The organism is Actinomycetota bacterium (assembly GCA_030774015.1).
Lineage (GTDB): Bacteria > Actinomycetota > UBA4738 > UBA4738 > JACQTL01 > JALYLZ01.
On record JALYLZ010000075.1, the window covers coordinates 1 to 12,930 of the forward strand.

Genomic DNA, 12,930 nt, shown 5'->3' on the forward strand with positions numbered 1-12,930 from the left:
CGCGCGAAGAGCCCCGCGCGGTCGGTTCCCAGCACCGTGGCCAGGAGGACCTCCGCGGAGGTCCGGGGGCTCTCGACCCCGTGCCGTTGCAGGTAGGAGGTGGCGCGATGAAGGACCTCGGATGGACGCATCAGGACACCGGTCAGTCCCGGCGGACCTCTCCGTCCCCCGCCAGCTGCTCGGTCCGGAACTTCGCCGTGAGCGCCTCCACGAACCTGTCGATGTCGCCGGAGAGCACGGCCTGGACGTCGTGCAGCTTCACGTCGACCCGGTGGTCGGCCACCCGGTTGTCGGGGAAGTTGTACGTGCGGATCTTCTCGGCTCGTTCGCCCGACCCCACCTGCTGCCGCCGGTCCTCCGCTTCCTTGCGCTGCTGCTCCTCCTGTTGCATGCGCAGGAGCCGGGCCCGGAGGTAGCGCATGGCCTTCTCCCGGTTCTGGAGCTGGGACCGTTCTTCCTGCATCTCCACCTTGATGCCGGTGGGCTTGTGGACGATCCGGACCGCGGAGTCCGTGGTGTTCACGGACTGGCCGCCGGGCCCACTGGACCGGTACACGGTGGTCTCGAGGTCCTCGGGGCGGATCTCGACCTCCACCTCCTCCGCCTCCGGCAGGACCGCCACCGTCGCCGTGGAGGTGTGGATGCGGCCGCCGGACTCGGTGACCGGGACGCGCTGCACCCGGTGGGTACCGGACTCGTGCTTCAGGCGCGAGTACGCACCCTTCCCGCGGACCTCCAGCACGACCTCCTTGAACCCGCCGAGGTCGGACGGCGACGCCGAAAGCACATCCGTCTTCCAGCCCATGCGCTCGGCGTACCGCCGGTACATCTCGAGCAGGTCGGCGGCCCACAGCGCGGCCTCGTTGCCGCCGGTCCCGGCCCGGATCTCGACGACCACGTCCTTCTCGTCGTTCGGGTCCGTCGGCACCAGCAGCCGCTCGACGCGGCCCCACAGGTCGGCGGCCCGCCGGTCGGCCTCGGCCGCTTCCTCCCGCGCGTAGGCGGCCATCTCCGGGTCGGACTCGTCCCGGGCCATGGCACGGGCCTCCTCGGCCTGCCGCGCCGCCTCCTTGTACTGGCGGTAGGGCAACACGACCTCGCCCAGCTCCGCGAACTGCTTGCCCAGCCGGCGGAGTCGCTCCGGGTCGGCCGCGACGTCGGCGGAGGAGAGCTCCGCCTCGAGCTGGCCGTACCGCGCTTCGATCTCATCCAGACGGGAATTCACGTCATCGATTATCCCGTCTGCGGCGCGCGCCGAACGGGCGCCCGGTCATCGCGTCCCCAGGCCGGGCCTACTCCCGCTCGTCGTCCTCCTCGCCGAACGAGGGGATGTCCGGCAGGGACAGCTCGATGGTCGGCGTGACCTCGGAGTCGTCCTCGGAGTCGTCCTCGGAGTCGTCCTCGGCGTACTCGCCCAGGTCGAGGGCCTCGCCGGCGGGAAGCTCGAAGGAGGCCGGCTCCCCGATGTCCGGGGCGCGCGTCCCGCCGGCCTGGAACCCGTTCGTCCCGAAGCCCGAGGGGGCCTCCACGTCGCCGAAGGTCCGTGGCCGCAGCTCCGTGTCGTCGAACAGCGGCTGGCCCGTCCCGGTTCCCTCGTAGCTCGGCCCGCCGGCGAACTCGGCGAACAGGTCGGTCTCGGCCGAGGGGACCCCGAACGGGTCCTGGCTCTCGAACGGGTCTTCCGGCCCCTGCCATGAGGCCCTTGCCTGGGGCTCGATGGGAGCCGCGGACGGGGGCCCGGTGGGAGCCGCCGACGGCTCCGGGGGCCGAGCCGCGCGCGGTGGTTCGGGCTGCTCGGGTGGCTCCGGCGGAGCCGACCACAGGTCTCGGGAACCACCCAGCGGGAACACCGGCGTGGTCTCCACGGTGGCGTCGATGCCGTCCACCAGCTCCGTGAGCCGGGTGCGGGTGGCCCGGAGCTCGGTCACCAGCATGTCCCGCTGGCCGATCAGGGCCCCGATCACGCTGTTCGCCTCGGTCCGGGCCCGCTCCAGGGTCTGCGCCGCCTCCGCCTGCGCCTGCTCCAGGGTTCGGGCCGCCTCGGTGCGAGCGCGGAGGGACTCCTCCTCCGCCTCGCGCCGCATCCGCTCCGCGCCGGACCGGGCCTCGCTCCGGATCCGATCCACCTCGGTCTCGAGGTCGTCCAGCTTGCGGCTGGCCTCTTCCTCCGCCTCGCGCTGGATGCGCTCGGCCTGCTCCTCGGCCGTTCGCATCAGCTCGGCGACGCGCGCCCCCATCCTCCCGTACGGGTCGATGGGCTGCTCCGCCCGGCGGGCCGCCGCGTCGAGCTCCTCCCGGGCCGTGTGCAGCTCCGCCTCGAGCTGCTCGATCCACCCGGCGATCTGTTCCAGGTAGGCCTGCACCTGGTCGGGATCGAACCCCCGGCGGACCACGGCGAAGCGCCGCTTCCGGACGCCCTGGGGTGTGCGGCGGGCCGAAATGTCCATGTCGAGGACGGACACTGGTGACCTCCTTTGCCGTTGGCCGGCACGTGCCGGACCGCGGTCAGGACAGGCTCAGGGGGCCGCCTGATGCCAATGTATCCCGCTCGTCCCGGATTTCAACGATTTCGGAGCACGAAGGTGTCGAGCACCGTTCCGCCGACGCCGACGGCCTGGCCCGTCAACCGGGACGCCGTGGCGCTCAGGTACAGGAACCCGTGGTCCGTGTCGTTCGCGGCGACCGGGCTCGGCGTCCCGGCCGGGCATGGGCCCACCGGGTAGAAGTCGGCGCCGCCCTCCCCGTCCACGACGTAGGTGACGCCTGACTTCGGAGCGAACCGCTGGTAGTCGTGGTCGTGGCCGTTCACCACCAGGTCGACGTGGTAACGCGCGAACAACGGGACCCACCGGGCGTCGACCTCCGGCGTGGACTGGTGGAAGCCGCAGCTGTACGCGGGCTGGTGGAACACCACCACCGTCCACGGCGCCGTGGCCGCGCCGAGGGTCCGCTCGAGCCATGCCATCTGAGAGGCATCGTCCGGCTGGTTCGCGTCGAGCACCACGAACTCGACAGGCCCGACCGTCCGCTCGTACCACCGCCCCGGCACGTGGAAGGCCCGCAGCTCCGGTGCCCCATCCGCCGTCTCCACGTCGTGGTTCCCGAGCGTCCACACCACCGGCACGCCGAGCCGGTCCACCCACCCATACGGCGCCGTCCACGCCGCGTGGAAGTCGCCGGGGCTTCCCGAGTCGTACACGTTGTCCCCGAGCGTCACCAGCCCGTCGAACGGGCGTCGGCGGACCCACTGGCGCATCGACGCGGCCACGGCGGACTCCGCCGCATCCTGGGTTCCGAAGTCGCCGATCAGGGCGAACCCGTACGCCCCCGAGTGGGGCGACCGAGGTGGGATCGGTGGCGGCGACGCGCCGGTTCCATGCCGTGGCCCGCTGCTCCCGGCGCACGCCACCAGCGCGGCGAAGAGCCCGACCGCCACCAGTCGGGTCGCGCTCCTAGGCGGGCGCACTCGCCGTCTCGGCCTCCCGGCGCAGGACTTCCTGGAACGACGCGATGGCGACCTCGATCTGGTCGTGGTCCGGCGGCTTGGTGGTGATCTTCTGGAGCCACAGGCCCGGAGCCATGAGCGCCCGCATCACCAGCGATCGATGGAACTTCGCCCCCAGGCGGAGCAGCTCGAACGCGATGCCGGCGATGACCGGGATGGCCACGATGCGCGAGAGCACCCGCCACACCAGCGGAGGGTTCCCGAACACCGCGAACACGAAGATCGTGAGGATCATCACGATCAGCAGGAAGTTGGTGCCGCACCGCACGTGCAGCGTGGAGAAGCGGTCCACGGCCTCGGGCTCGAGCGGCGCGTCATGCTCGTACGCGGCGATGGTCTTGTGCTCAGCGCCGTGGTACTGGAAGACGCGCTTCACGTCCTTCATCCGGCCGATCAGGGCCAGGTAGCCCAGGAACAGCGCGACGCGGAACACGCCCTCCAGCGCGTTGACGACGACGCTCGAATGCACCCGGTGCTGGGCGTACCGGAACAGGATCGCCGGCCCCGCGATGAACACCCCCACGAAGAACACGATGGCCACCGTCATCGACACGGCCATCTGGCGGCGGGTGAGCCGCTCCTCCTCCGGCTGCGACTGGTTCGCCGAGATCGTGAGGGCCCGGATCCCGATGGACATGGCCTGCCCCAGGGCCAGGATGCCCCGGAAGCCCGGCGCCTTGAGGAACGGGAACCGGTTGCCGATCGTGCGGACGCCGTGCGATTCCAGGTGCATCTGGCCGTCGGCCCGCCGCACCGCCACGGCCCAGTGGTCGCGGCCGCGCATCATGACGCCTTCGATGACGGCCTGGCCACCGTACAGGTGGTTCTCGCGGACCGGCTTGTCCTGGTCTGGAGCGTCCTCGGGCATGGCTACGGCGACGCCCGCCGCCTAGCCGGGCTTCTTGGCGTAGCGCCGCTGGAACCGCTCCACCCGGCCGCCGGTGTCGACCAGCTTCTGCTTGCCCGTGTAGAACGGGTGGCAGTTCGAGCAGATCTCAACGCGCAGCTCGGACTTGGTGGAACGGGTCTGGAACGTGTTGCCACAGGAGCAGTGCACCGTGGCCAACTGGTAGTCGGGATGGATTCCCTGCTTCATCGTCTCGCCTTTCGGGGTTTGAGGTCTCTATTGTGTCAAACGCCCGGGCATTCCCGCGGGCTCTTGGCCGGGCCGGTCATGGCAATGTGGATGGTACGATGCTGCCATGCGTACCACCATCGATTCGGGCGGGCGGGTCGTGGTCCCGAAGCCGATGCGCGACGCGCTGGGCCTGCGGCCGGGATCGGATGTCGAGGTGTCCATGCGCGACGGCCGCGTTGAGATCGAGCCGGCCATCGTCCCCATGCGCCTGGTGAAGCGACGTGGCGTCACGGTGGCAGAGGCCGGGGTTCCGCTCCCGCCCCTTTCCGCAGCGCAGGTCCGGGAGGTCCAGGAGCAGGCGCGGCGTTGAACGCGGTCGATACCAGCGTGGTGGTGGCTGCGTTCGCAAGCTGGCACGAATCCCACGCCCGCGCTGCGGAGGCCATCGCGGCGCGTCCCCGGTTGATCGCCCACGTGGCCACGGAGTCCTTCGCAGTCCTCACCCGCCTCCCGCCGGCGTATCGGTCCCCCGCCGCGCTCGTGGTGGAGTTCCTGGCCAGCAACTTCCCCCAGAAGGCCGTCGTCCTTCCGGGGACTGAGCACCACGGGTTCCTGAGACGTGCGGCCGATTCGGGGATCAGGGGGGGTGCGATCTATGACGCGCTCGTCGCGGCCGCCGCGAAGCACGAGGGACTCGATCTGCTCACGCTCGACGAGCGTGCCCTGCCCACCTACGAACGTCTGGGCGCCACCATTCGCTTCCTGGGGTGAATCCGCTCGGGCTCTTGAACAATGCGCCCGGCCGCGCGTTCATGTATCGGTCGATGCCATCGGGGAGGAGCGACGCTCGGAACGAAGCCGCCGAGACCGAACCTGCCCCGGCGGGGTCGGCCGACGCCGAGGTGGAGCGGCTGTTCCGCGCCGAGCACCGGCGGCTGCTGCGGGCCCTGTACCTGCTCACCGGCGGCGACCGGGCCGAGGCGGAGGACCTCATGCAGGAGGCGTTCGTGAGGGTGCTGCAGCGGTGGGACCGGATCCGGCGGATGGACGACCCGACCGGCTACCTGTACCGGACGGCGATGAACGCGTTCCGGAGCAGATGGCGGCGCCGCGGGGTGGAACGGCTGCGCCGACCGACGCCGGTGACCCCGCCGGATCCCATCCAGGCGGCCGAGGACCGCGACGCCATCCTGCGGGCCCTCCGGGAAGTGCCTCCCCGGCAGCGCCTGGCCCTGGTGCTGACCGAGTTCCTGGACCTGCGGCCACCCGAAGCGGCCGCCGTCCTCGGCGTCGAGGAGGTCACGGCCCGCAGCCTGGCCTCCCAGGCCCGGGCTCGGATCCGTCGAGCGCTGGAGCTCGCCGATGAGTGACCTCCGAACCCTCCTCGAGCGGGCGACCTCCGGCGTGGAGCCTGGGCCCGACGCGTGGGACGGCATCCGGGCCCGGGAACGCCGGCGCCGCCGGAATGGGAGGCTCGTGGCCGGGACTGTCGCGGTCGTGGTCGCAGCGGGCGGGCTGGCCGCGGCGATCGTCTCGCTTCACCCTTCCTCGCCGCCCGCGGCGACCGCCCCGACGACCGCGCCTCCCTCGCCCGAGTCTCCCCCGCCTTCAGCCACCCCCGTCAGCGTGACCGTGCACGCGCAGGGCTTCCCCGCAACGTGCACGGCGACGCTGGCCAGTTCGCAGGTCCGTCCGGGCGACTCCGTTTCCATCGCCTATTCCGTCCAGAACGGTTCGGACCGGACCCTCTACGCAGGTCGGTTCGACCCGTTCGACGCGACCTTCGGGCGTCTCCGGGTCGAGGACCGTTCTGGAAGCGTCCTATTCGACACGCAGACCCGCCACTTCGGCCAGGAAGGTCCCGGTCCGACGCCACCGCAGCCGCTACAGGCCGGGGACTCCATGGAGCTCAGCAGCGAGTCGGTGGTCGTTCGGTGGGCGGGTCCCCTTCGTCTCCTCGGTTCCTGTCCGGCCGTCGAGCAGAGCACGTCGGGCTCGGACCCACTCATGTGGCCGGCGTTTGCGCCGTTCGATCTCACCGTCATTCCGGAGGGCCCCGCGCCGGAAGCGCATGCGGCAATGGCCCGGGCGGTGGCGGCGACAGGAGGCTTGTTGAACTCCTGCCGACCGGGACCGAATGGCGAGCCTACGGACGGCATCCTGTACGCGCCGGCAATCGGAAGCGGCGCCCCGCTGCGTTTCCAGCCCGTGCCGTTGGAGACGACGTGCTGGGCCGACGTCCGGCCCGGCCCCGGCTTCGTCGACATCACGCTCTTCTTCTCCAGCCCGCGGGGCACACCCCCGCCCGCGCCGTCGGGACCGACGGGAATACCATCGCTGGGTCCCGGACGGCCCGCGGAGGTCGGCCGATGGGAGGTCGTGGTAACCCCCTCTTCTGCGGTCACCGCCGAGTTCCCAAGGTCGATCGGGCGATCGCCCGACGGCGGGGACATCGACTATGCGTTCACCGACGGCAGATGGGAGATCGACGGGACGGGATGCGGCGCCGGCAGCTTCTTCGCCGGGCCGGTGGTGTTCTTCCCGCCGCCAGGGGAACACGCCTGCGACGCGCTGCCGTGAGCATTCCCCTTCAGCTGTAGCTGAGGCCGTAGTCTTCCATCAGCCCTTCGACGTAGCGGTGGAACGCCAGGTGGTCGCTCCGAAATTCCCGCTCCTCCCCGTCCTTGCGGGCGGTGACGACGTCGAAGGACGTCGAGCCCTCGCGCTCCTCGCGGATGGCGACCGGTTCCCAGCCATCGGCTATGGCCGACTGGAGCTCCGCCATCACAGGGTCGTCGCCCCAGCCGGCCACTAGCTCACCGGCGCCTTCGCGATCTCCTTGAGGAACTGCTCGTTGGACTTGGTGGCCCGGATCTTGTCGATGAGCAGCTCCAGCGAGGCGCCCGGGTCCAGCGCGTGCAGCACGCGCCGCAACCGCCACACCAAGGCCAGCTCCTCGGTCGACATGAGCAGCTCCTCCTTGCGGGTGCTGGAGGCCTCCACGTTGATGGCCGGGAAGATGCGCTTCTCCGACAGGCCCCGGTCCAGGCGGATCTCCCAGTTCCCGGTGCCCTTGAACTCCTCGAAGATGCCCTCGTCCATCCGGGAGCCCGTCTCCACCAGCGTCGAGGCGATGATGGTGAGCGAGCCGCCCTCCTCGATGTTCCGCGCCGCCCCGAAGAACCGCCGGGGGGGGTACAGCGCGGTCGAGTCGATGCCGCCGGACAGGATCTTGCCCGACGCCGGCGCGGCCAGGTTGTAGGCCCGGGCCAGCCGGGTGATCGAGTCGAGCAGGATGGCCACGTCCTGGCCCATCTCGGCCAGGCGCTTGGCCCGTTCCAGCACCAGCTCGGTGACCTGGATGTGCTGGTCCGGTGGCTTGTCGAAGGTCGAGTAGACGACCTCGGCCGCCTCCACCGTCCGCTGCCAGTCGGTGACCTCCTCCGGCCGCTCGTCCACCAGAAGGACGATCAGGTGGATGTTGGGGTCGGCGCTCAGGAAGCCGTTCGCGATCTGCTTCAGCACCGTGGTCTTCCCCGCCTTGGGCGGGGACACCACCATGCCGCGCTGGCCCTTCCCGATGGGGGCGATGAGGTCGATGATGCGCTCGCTCACCCCGGTCGGGTTGTGCTCCAAGCGGACCCGCTCGTCGGGGAACAGCGGCGTCAGCTTCTCGAACACCGGCCGCTGCTTCGCCTCCTCGGGGTCCATCCCGTTCACGTTGTCGATGCGAAGCAGCGCGAAGTACTTCTCGTTGTCCTTGGGCTGGCGGATCGCACCCGTGACGGTATCGCCCTTGCGGAGGGCGAACCGGCGGATCTGCGACAGCGACACGTAGACGTCGGTTTGGCCCGGCAGGTAGCCGGAGGTGCGCAGGAAGCCGTAGCCCTCGGGCAGGACGTCGAGGATGCCGGTGCGGACCGGGGCCTCCGCGAGCTCCTGCTCGCGCTGCTCCATCTCCCGCTGCCGGCGCTCCTCGCGCTGACGGCGCCGCTCCTCCCGGGTGGGCCGGCGGTTGCGGGGCCCACCGGGACGCATGTCGCCGTCCTCCGACTGACCTCGCTGCTCGCGCTGCTCCCGAGGTTCACCCTCGCGAGTCTCCGTGTCGACCGACCCGGAGGGCTCCGGCGAGCCGTCGCCGTCCGATTCGGCCTCGAGCGCCCCGCCGGCCTCGCCGTTCGGGCTCTCCGGCCGCTCGGTCGTGTCGACCTCGGTGGCCACGCCGCCCGAGCTCGCCTCGGCAGCGGCGGAAGCCGACGCGGTCGCAGCGCCCTGCCCGTCGCCGTCCTCGGACCCCCCGTCTCGGGAAGCCCGGTCGACGATGGCCTGGATCAGCTCACCCTTGCGCATTCTTTGATGTCCCTCGAGACCGAGGCTCTCCGCGATGGTCTGAAGCTCGGAGATCACCTTCCCCTCGAGGACGGATTTGTCCAGCATGCGGGACTCCACGTTCTTAAGCTCCTTCCTTGGTGCCTGGCGGGACCACCCCGAGCTCCTGATGGAGCTTCTCCCAGTCGGCCGTGAACTTGGCCAGGCCGATGTCGGTGAGCGGGTGGCTCACCAGCTTGGTGAACACGTCATATGGCATGGTCGCGATGTCCGCCCCGGCCAGGGCGGCATCCACGATGTGCATGGGGTGCCGGAGCGAGGCGGCCAGGACCTGCGTCTCGTAGCCCTGGATGTCATAGATGTCGCAGATCTGCCGGAGGGCATGCATCCCGTCGGCGGCGGCGTCGTCGATCCGGCCCAGGAACGGCGACACGATGTACGCCCCGATCTCGGCGGCCAGGATGGCCTGGGCCGGGGAGAACACCAGCGTCACGTTGATGCGGATGCCCTCGCCGCCCAGCCGCTTGCCGGCCTCAAGGCCCGCGGGGGTCATGGGCACCTTCACCACCGCGTTGTCGCCCATCGCCGCAAGCTTCAGGCCCTGCTCGTACATGGGCCCGGCCTCGGGCTCGGTGGTCTCCAGGGACACGTCGCCCTGGACCTCGGCCAGGATCTCCTTCCATACCCGCTCCACGTCCTCGTGCTCGCGGGCCACCAGCGTGGGGTTGGTGGTCACGCCCGAGAGCACCCCCCACCGGTTGATCTCGCGGATCTCCTCGATGTGCGCGGTGTCGAGAAACAGCCTCATCCCGTCCTCCCGTCGAACTCCACGATCCGCCCGGCTCCGTCCCCGGCCGCCGCCTCCTGCGGGGCACGCCGGGCGGCCCGCTGCACCACCAGGTCGATGACCGCCGCGATGGCCTGGTCCAGGTAGTGGTTGGAGATGATCGGCACGCCGTGGGACAGCGCCTGGCTCTTGATGTACTTCTGGACCTTCCTGATCTTGTCGAACCCTCGCTCGTAGCGCTCCACGGGCCGGGTGGGCATCTCGGCCGACCGCACCGCGAAGTGCAGGCGGTGCGTGGGCTCGTCGTCCACCGACACCACGCACTGCACGGCCAGGCACCGGTCGGCGTACGCGTCGATGTCGATGAACCCGGGAACGATGTGGGCACCCTCGAGGATCAGGCTGGTGCGCTCGACGACGGCCCGCTCCATGAGCGCGTTCAGCCCCACCGACACCGTTGCCGTCTGTTCACGAAAACCAACGATCACCTTGTCCGTATTCCGCATCGGGGGTTCCCGCAGCGCCGTGTCGGCGTCGAACGAGGACGTGTGCAGCGTGGGCATGAGCTCCCGGGAGAACATGGCCCGCATGACCTCCCGGATGGCGTCGGTGGCCACCACGCGCACGATCCCCAGCCGGGCCGCCAGTTGCGTGGCGATGGTGGACTTGCCCACGCCGGTCGCTCCCCCGATCAGCAGCACGAGGGGGGTGTCGAGGCGCTCCACCTCCTGCCACCGCAGGTAGTTCTTGGCGTAGCGCTCCCCGGCCACCTCCTCCAGGACGCTGACGGTCACCTGGTTCAGCTCATGGCTGGTCACCGAGGGAACCGGGCGGTCGAGCAGCACCTCCTCGATGCGCTCGGCCACCTGGTAGGCGCGATAGGGCGCCAGCCCGGTGACCATGACCCGCGACGCCATCAGGCCCTTGGAATAGGGCAGGCCCTGTTCACGGTCCGAGATCACGATGTGGGAGCTTCGCTGGTCGTTCTTCATGGATTTCGTCTCGCGTGCCGGGCCACCGCGCGCTCCAGGGTCTCCTCGAGCAGCGCGGGGAGCTCGGGTCCGTCCGAGACCGTCACTGCGCGGTTGTCCACGAACACCACCTCCGCCCCGCGGGCCATGGCTCGCTCGGAGGCCACGTCCACGGCGGCGGCTTTCAATTCGGTCAGCAGCATGTCGTAGCCTTCGGCCCGCTCCAGGTCCTCCACCAGTGCCATCCGGTCGGCGAGGTGGGTGCTGTGTCCCACCACCCGGCACCCGAACTCGGATTCCAGATGGGCGACCTGCCTTGCAGCCACCTCTTCCGGCGCTGTTGTGGTGAAGTACACGGCCCTTCCCCGCACATCTCGGAGCGGCGCCGGTTGGAAGTCCGTGACGACGAACCGGGCATCCCCGTTGAGCCGCTGGACGTGGGATTCGAGAGCGAAGAGTTTCTTCGGCCCGGAACTCGGGCCTGAAGCCATTGTAACCACGAACAGGTCCGATAGCAATATCCGGAACGGGCCCAGGTACCCGCCGATGTATTCCTCGGGAACCTGCGCCGGCGCGACCAGCACGGCGGCATCCCAGGGGATGGGCGGGACGGCGGAACCGCTTCCCTCCAGGATGATCACGCCCGCTCCCAACTCCAGGGCCAGGTCGGCCGCCTCGCGGACGTTGGTGACGAACGGTGCGCCGGCCAGGCCACCGCCGCTCCGCCGCGCCCCCACCGTGGGGACGCCCGTGAACAGCGCGTCCTCCAGGTAGTCGGAGGCTGCGTGCTGGCCCCGGCGCACCAGGTCCAGCAGGGACTCCACGGTCACGCTGCCCGCTTCGGCCACCTGCGGGGCGGCCGGGCCGCCGCGCCCCATGGCCACCACGACCGGATGGAGGCCCGCGGCGTCCGCCACCCGGGCGGCCTCTCCGGCGATGGCGGTCTTGCCGGTGCGCTTCCCGGTGCCGATGACGGCGAGGGTCGGGACCGGGAGCGGGGCCGCCCACACCGGCGGGTCCAGCCGGAAGTCCGGTCCCAGGTAGGGCACACCGCGCGACAGCGCCACCGCCGCCAGCTCCATGCGTTCCCGGTACCCCAGGATCGGTTCGTCCGAGAGGTCGAGCACGGCCTCGGGGCGATCGGGCTCGTCGGTCCCGAGGGCCGCGGCCAGCGAGGCCATCCGGTCGGCGCCGGCGGCCACGGTGGGGACGCCGAGGTCGGGCGGCTCGGCACCGGAGACCTTCTCGGTCCCGCCCAGGAACAGCGCGCCGACCACCTCGTGGCCCATGCTGCGGGCGGCCTGGATGCCCCACCGGGTGACCGGCGGATAGTGCTCACCGTCCACCAGGACCAAGACCTTCATCGGACGATCCCCCGCCCCCGCCTGCGCTGCGCTCGCTCGGGGCGCTCGACCCCGGGTCCGCTACTTCCGCGGACCGCCGCTGCGCGCCTCGACCGGCTCCTGGATGAGCTTCTCGATCTCGCGGTAGTACTGGTGCCCGGTCGACAGGGAGAAGTGCGCCAGCACCGTCTGCCCCCCGAACGGGTACCTCCGGGAGATCTTGACCTCGTCTCCCTCGAACTCCAGGACGTTGTAGCAGGGCTTGGTGTGGCCGCGAAGGCGCAGCGAGGACACCGTGCCCGCGTTCGCGACGTAGATGGTCTCCAGCCGCCACACGTACGGGACATGTTTGTGGCCGGAAAGCACCACGTTCACCCCGGAGGTGATCAGGACCTCCAGCAGGTCGCCCGCATCCATCACCGTGCTGCGCTCCCGCCCCGTCCCCGGGACGGGGAGCAGGTGATGGTGCAGCGCGAAGACCTTGAGGTCGGCCGGGGCGGCGAAGTTCTCCCGGATCCACTCGTAGCGCTCGCGGCCGATCTGGCCCTCGTTCAGGTCCGGCTCCGAGGAATCCGCCCCCACCACCCGGACCCCCCGCACGTCGCGCACCCAGTACCGCTCCCCGATCAGCTCCTCGAAGTGGACATAGCCCACGTTCCGGGCGTCGTGGTTGCCGGGGACGATGTGGACCGGGGCCCGGATCCGGGAGAGGTAGGCGATGCAGTTCTTGTACTCCTGGCGGTAGCCCTCGTTGGTGAGGTCGCCGGTCAGGATCACGGCGTCGGGCTCGAGCTCGTTGAGCTCGACGATGACGCGGTTCATCAGGTTCGGGACGAAGAAGGGCGATCCCACGTGCGGATCGGAGATGTGGGCGATGGTGACCACGCCAACAGTGTATCCGCGGAAGGCCGGGGCCT

General features: G+C 70.5%; 14 protein-coding genes and 1 pseudogene. 4 read left to right on the forward strand and 11 right to left on the reverse strand.

Annotated elements, in window-relative coordinates; all coding sequences use genetic code 11:
* Positions 1–142: 142 nt before the first annotated feature.
* The 5 genes and pseudogenes from prfA to rpmE form a co-directional block, all read right to left on the reverse strand.
* Entirely contained in the window at positions 143–1,225 is a 1,083-nt protein-coding gene (prfA, locus tag M3Q23_07570) for a peptide chain release factor 1 (protein ID MDP9341950.1), read from the reverse strand.
* Positions 1,226–2,123: 898 nt separating this feature from the next.
* Positions 2,124–2,447 (reverse strand): annotated as a pseudogene (locus tag M3Q23_07575) (DivIVA domain-containing protein).
* A 113-nt stretch (positions 2,448–2,560) separates the two neighbouring features.
* Positions 2,561–3,436 (reverse strand): metallophosphoesterase, encoded by an 876-nt coding sequence (locus M3Q23_07580; protein MDP9341951.1) that lies wholly within the window; start codon positions 3,434–3,436, stop codon positions 2,561–2,563.
* A gap of 16 nt (positions 3,437–3,452) precedes the next feature.
* Entirely contained in the window at positions 3,453–4,373 is a 921-nt protein-coding gene (locus M3Q23_07585; protein MDP9341952.1) for a DUF1385 domain-containing protein, read from the reverse strand.
* Between the two features lie 21 nt (positions 4,374–4,394).
* Positions 4,395–4,601 (reverse strand): 50S ribosomal protein L31, encoded by a 207-nt coding sequence (rpmE, locus tag M3Q23_07590; GenBank protein MDP9341953.1) that lies wholly within the window; start codon positions 4,599–4,601, stop codon positions 4,395–4,397.
* 106 nt (positions 4,602–4,707) lie between these two features.
* Between rpmE and M3Q23_07595 the strand changes: the two genes are divergently transcribed.
* From M3Q23_07595 to M3Q23_07610, 4 genes are read left to right on the forward strand one after another with little or no spacing between them, the layout of a single operon-like run.
* Complete coding sequence (locus M3Q23_07595; GenBank protein ID MDP9341954.1) at positions 4,708–4,953, forward strand: AbrB/MazE/SpoVT family DNA-binding domain-containing protein; 246 nt, start codon at positions 4,708–4,710, stop codon at positions 4,951–4,953.
* A complete protein-coding gene (locus tag M3Q23_07600; GenBank protein MDP9341955.1) occupies positions 4,950–5,354 on the forward strand; it encodes a PIN domain-containing protein in 405 nt (134 codons plus the stop codon). The genes M3Q23_07595 and M3Q23_07600 overlap by 4 nt, the downstream gene beginning before the upstream one ends.
* Positions 5,355–5,407: 53 nt before the next feature.
* Entirely contained in the window at positions 5,408–5,953 is a 546-nt protein-coding gene (locus M3Q23_07605) for a sigma-70 family RNA polymerase sigma factor (protein MDP9341956.1), read from the forward strand.
* A complete protein-coding gene (locus M3Q23_07610; GenBank protein ID MDP9341957.1) occupies positions 5,946–7,163 on the forward strand; it encodes a hypothetical protein in 1,218 nt (405 codons plus the stop codon). The genes M3Q23_07605 and M3Q23_07610 overlap by 8 nt, the downstream gene beginning before the upstream one ends.
* A gap of 10 nt (positions 7,164–7,173) precedes the next feature.
* Here M3Q23_07610 and M3Q23_07615 read toward each other — a convergent pair whose 3' ends face one another.
* The 6 genes from M3Q23_07615 to M3Q23_07640 are packed head-to-tail and all read right to left on the reverse strand — an operon-like array spanning position 7,174 to position 12,898.
* Positions 7,174–7,368 carry a hypothetical protein gene (locus M3Q23_07615; GenBank protein MDP9341958.1) on the reverse strand — a complete coding sequence of 65 codons (195 nt, stop codon included), beginning with the start codon at positions 7,366–7,368 and terminating at the stop codon, positions 7,174–7,176.
* 26 nt (positions 7,369–7,394) lie between these two features.
* Entirely contained in the window at positions 7,395–9,032 is a 1,638-nt protein-coding gene (rho, locus tag M3Q23_07620; protein MDP9341959.1) for a transcription termination factor Rho, read from the reverse strand.
* Between the two features lie 4 nt (positions 9,033–9,036).
* The gene (gene fsa / locus M3Q23_07625) at positions 9,037–9,720 is read right to left on the reverse strand and encodes a fructose-6-phosphate aldolase (protein MDP9341960.1); all 684 of its coding nucleotides are present in this window, start codon (positions 9,718–9,720) and stop codon (positions 9,037–9,039) included.
* Positions 9,717–10,691 (reverse strand): 2-phosphoglycerate kinase, encoded by a 975-nt coding sequence (locus M3Q23_07630; GenBank protein MDP9341961.1) that lies wholly within the window; start codon positions 10,689–10,691, stop codon positions 9,717–9,719. Before M3Q23_07630 ends, fsa begins: the two co-directional genes overlap by 4 nt.
* Positions 10,688–12,034, reverse strand: a complete 1,347-nt coding sequence (locus M3Q23_07635) for a 2,3-diphosphoglycerate synthetase (protein ID MDP9341962.1) — start codon at positions 12,032–12,034, stop codon at positions 10,688–10,690. The genes M3Q23_07630 and M3Q23_07635 overlap by 4 nt, the downstream gene beginning before the upstream one ends.
* 60 nt (positions 12,035–12,094) lie before the next feature.
* Entirely contained in the window at positions 12,095–12,898 is an 804-nt protein-coding gene (locus M3Q23_07640; protein ID MDP9341963.1) for a metallophosphoesterase, read from the reverse strand.
* Between the last annotated feature and the right edge of the window lie 32 nt (positions 12,899–12,930).

Bases quoted from the DNA above. Each gene is read 5' to 3' on its own strand.
- M3Q23_07610 (MDP9341957.1), top strand. From the start codon at position 5,946: ATGAGTGACCTCCGAACCCTCCTCGAGCGGGCGACCTCCGGCGTGGAG.
- M3Q23_07585 (MDP9341952.1), bottom strand. From the start codon at position 4,373: ATGCCCGAGGACGCTCCAGACCAGGACAAGCCGGTCCGCGAGAACCAC.
- M3Q23_07615 (MDP9341958.1), bottom strand. From the start codon at position 7,368: ATGGCGGAGCTCCAGTCGGCCATAGCCGATGGCTGGGAACCGGTCGCC.
- M3Q23_07595 (MDP9341954.1), top strand. From the start codon at position 4,708: ATGCGTACCACCATCGATTCGGGCGGGCGGGTCGTGGTCCCGAAGCCG.
- M3Q23_07630 (MDP9341961.1), bottom strand. From the start codon at position 10,691: ATGAAGAACGACCAGCGAAGCTCCCACATCGTGATCTCGGACCGTGAA.
- M3Q23_07635 (MDP9341962.1), bottom strand. From the start codon at position 12,034: ATGAAGGTCTTGGTCCTGGTGGACGGTGAGCACTATCCGCCGGTCACC.
- fsa (MDP9341960.1), bottom strand. From the start codon at position 9,720: ATGAGGCTGTTTCTCGACACCGCGCACATCGAGGAGATCCGCGAGATC.
- M3Q23_07605 (MDP9341956.1), top strand. From the start codon at position 5,408: ATGCCATCGGGGAGGAGCGACGCTCGGAACGAAGCCGCCGAGACCGAA.
- rpmE (MDP9341953.1), bottom strand. From the start codon at position 4,601: ATGAAGCAGGGAATCCATCCCGACTACCAGTTGGCCACGGTGCACTGC.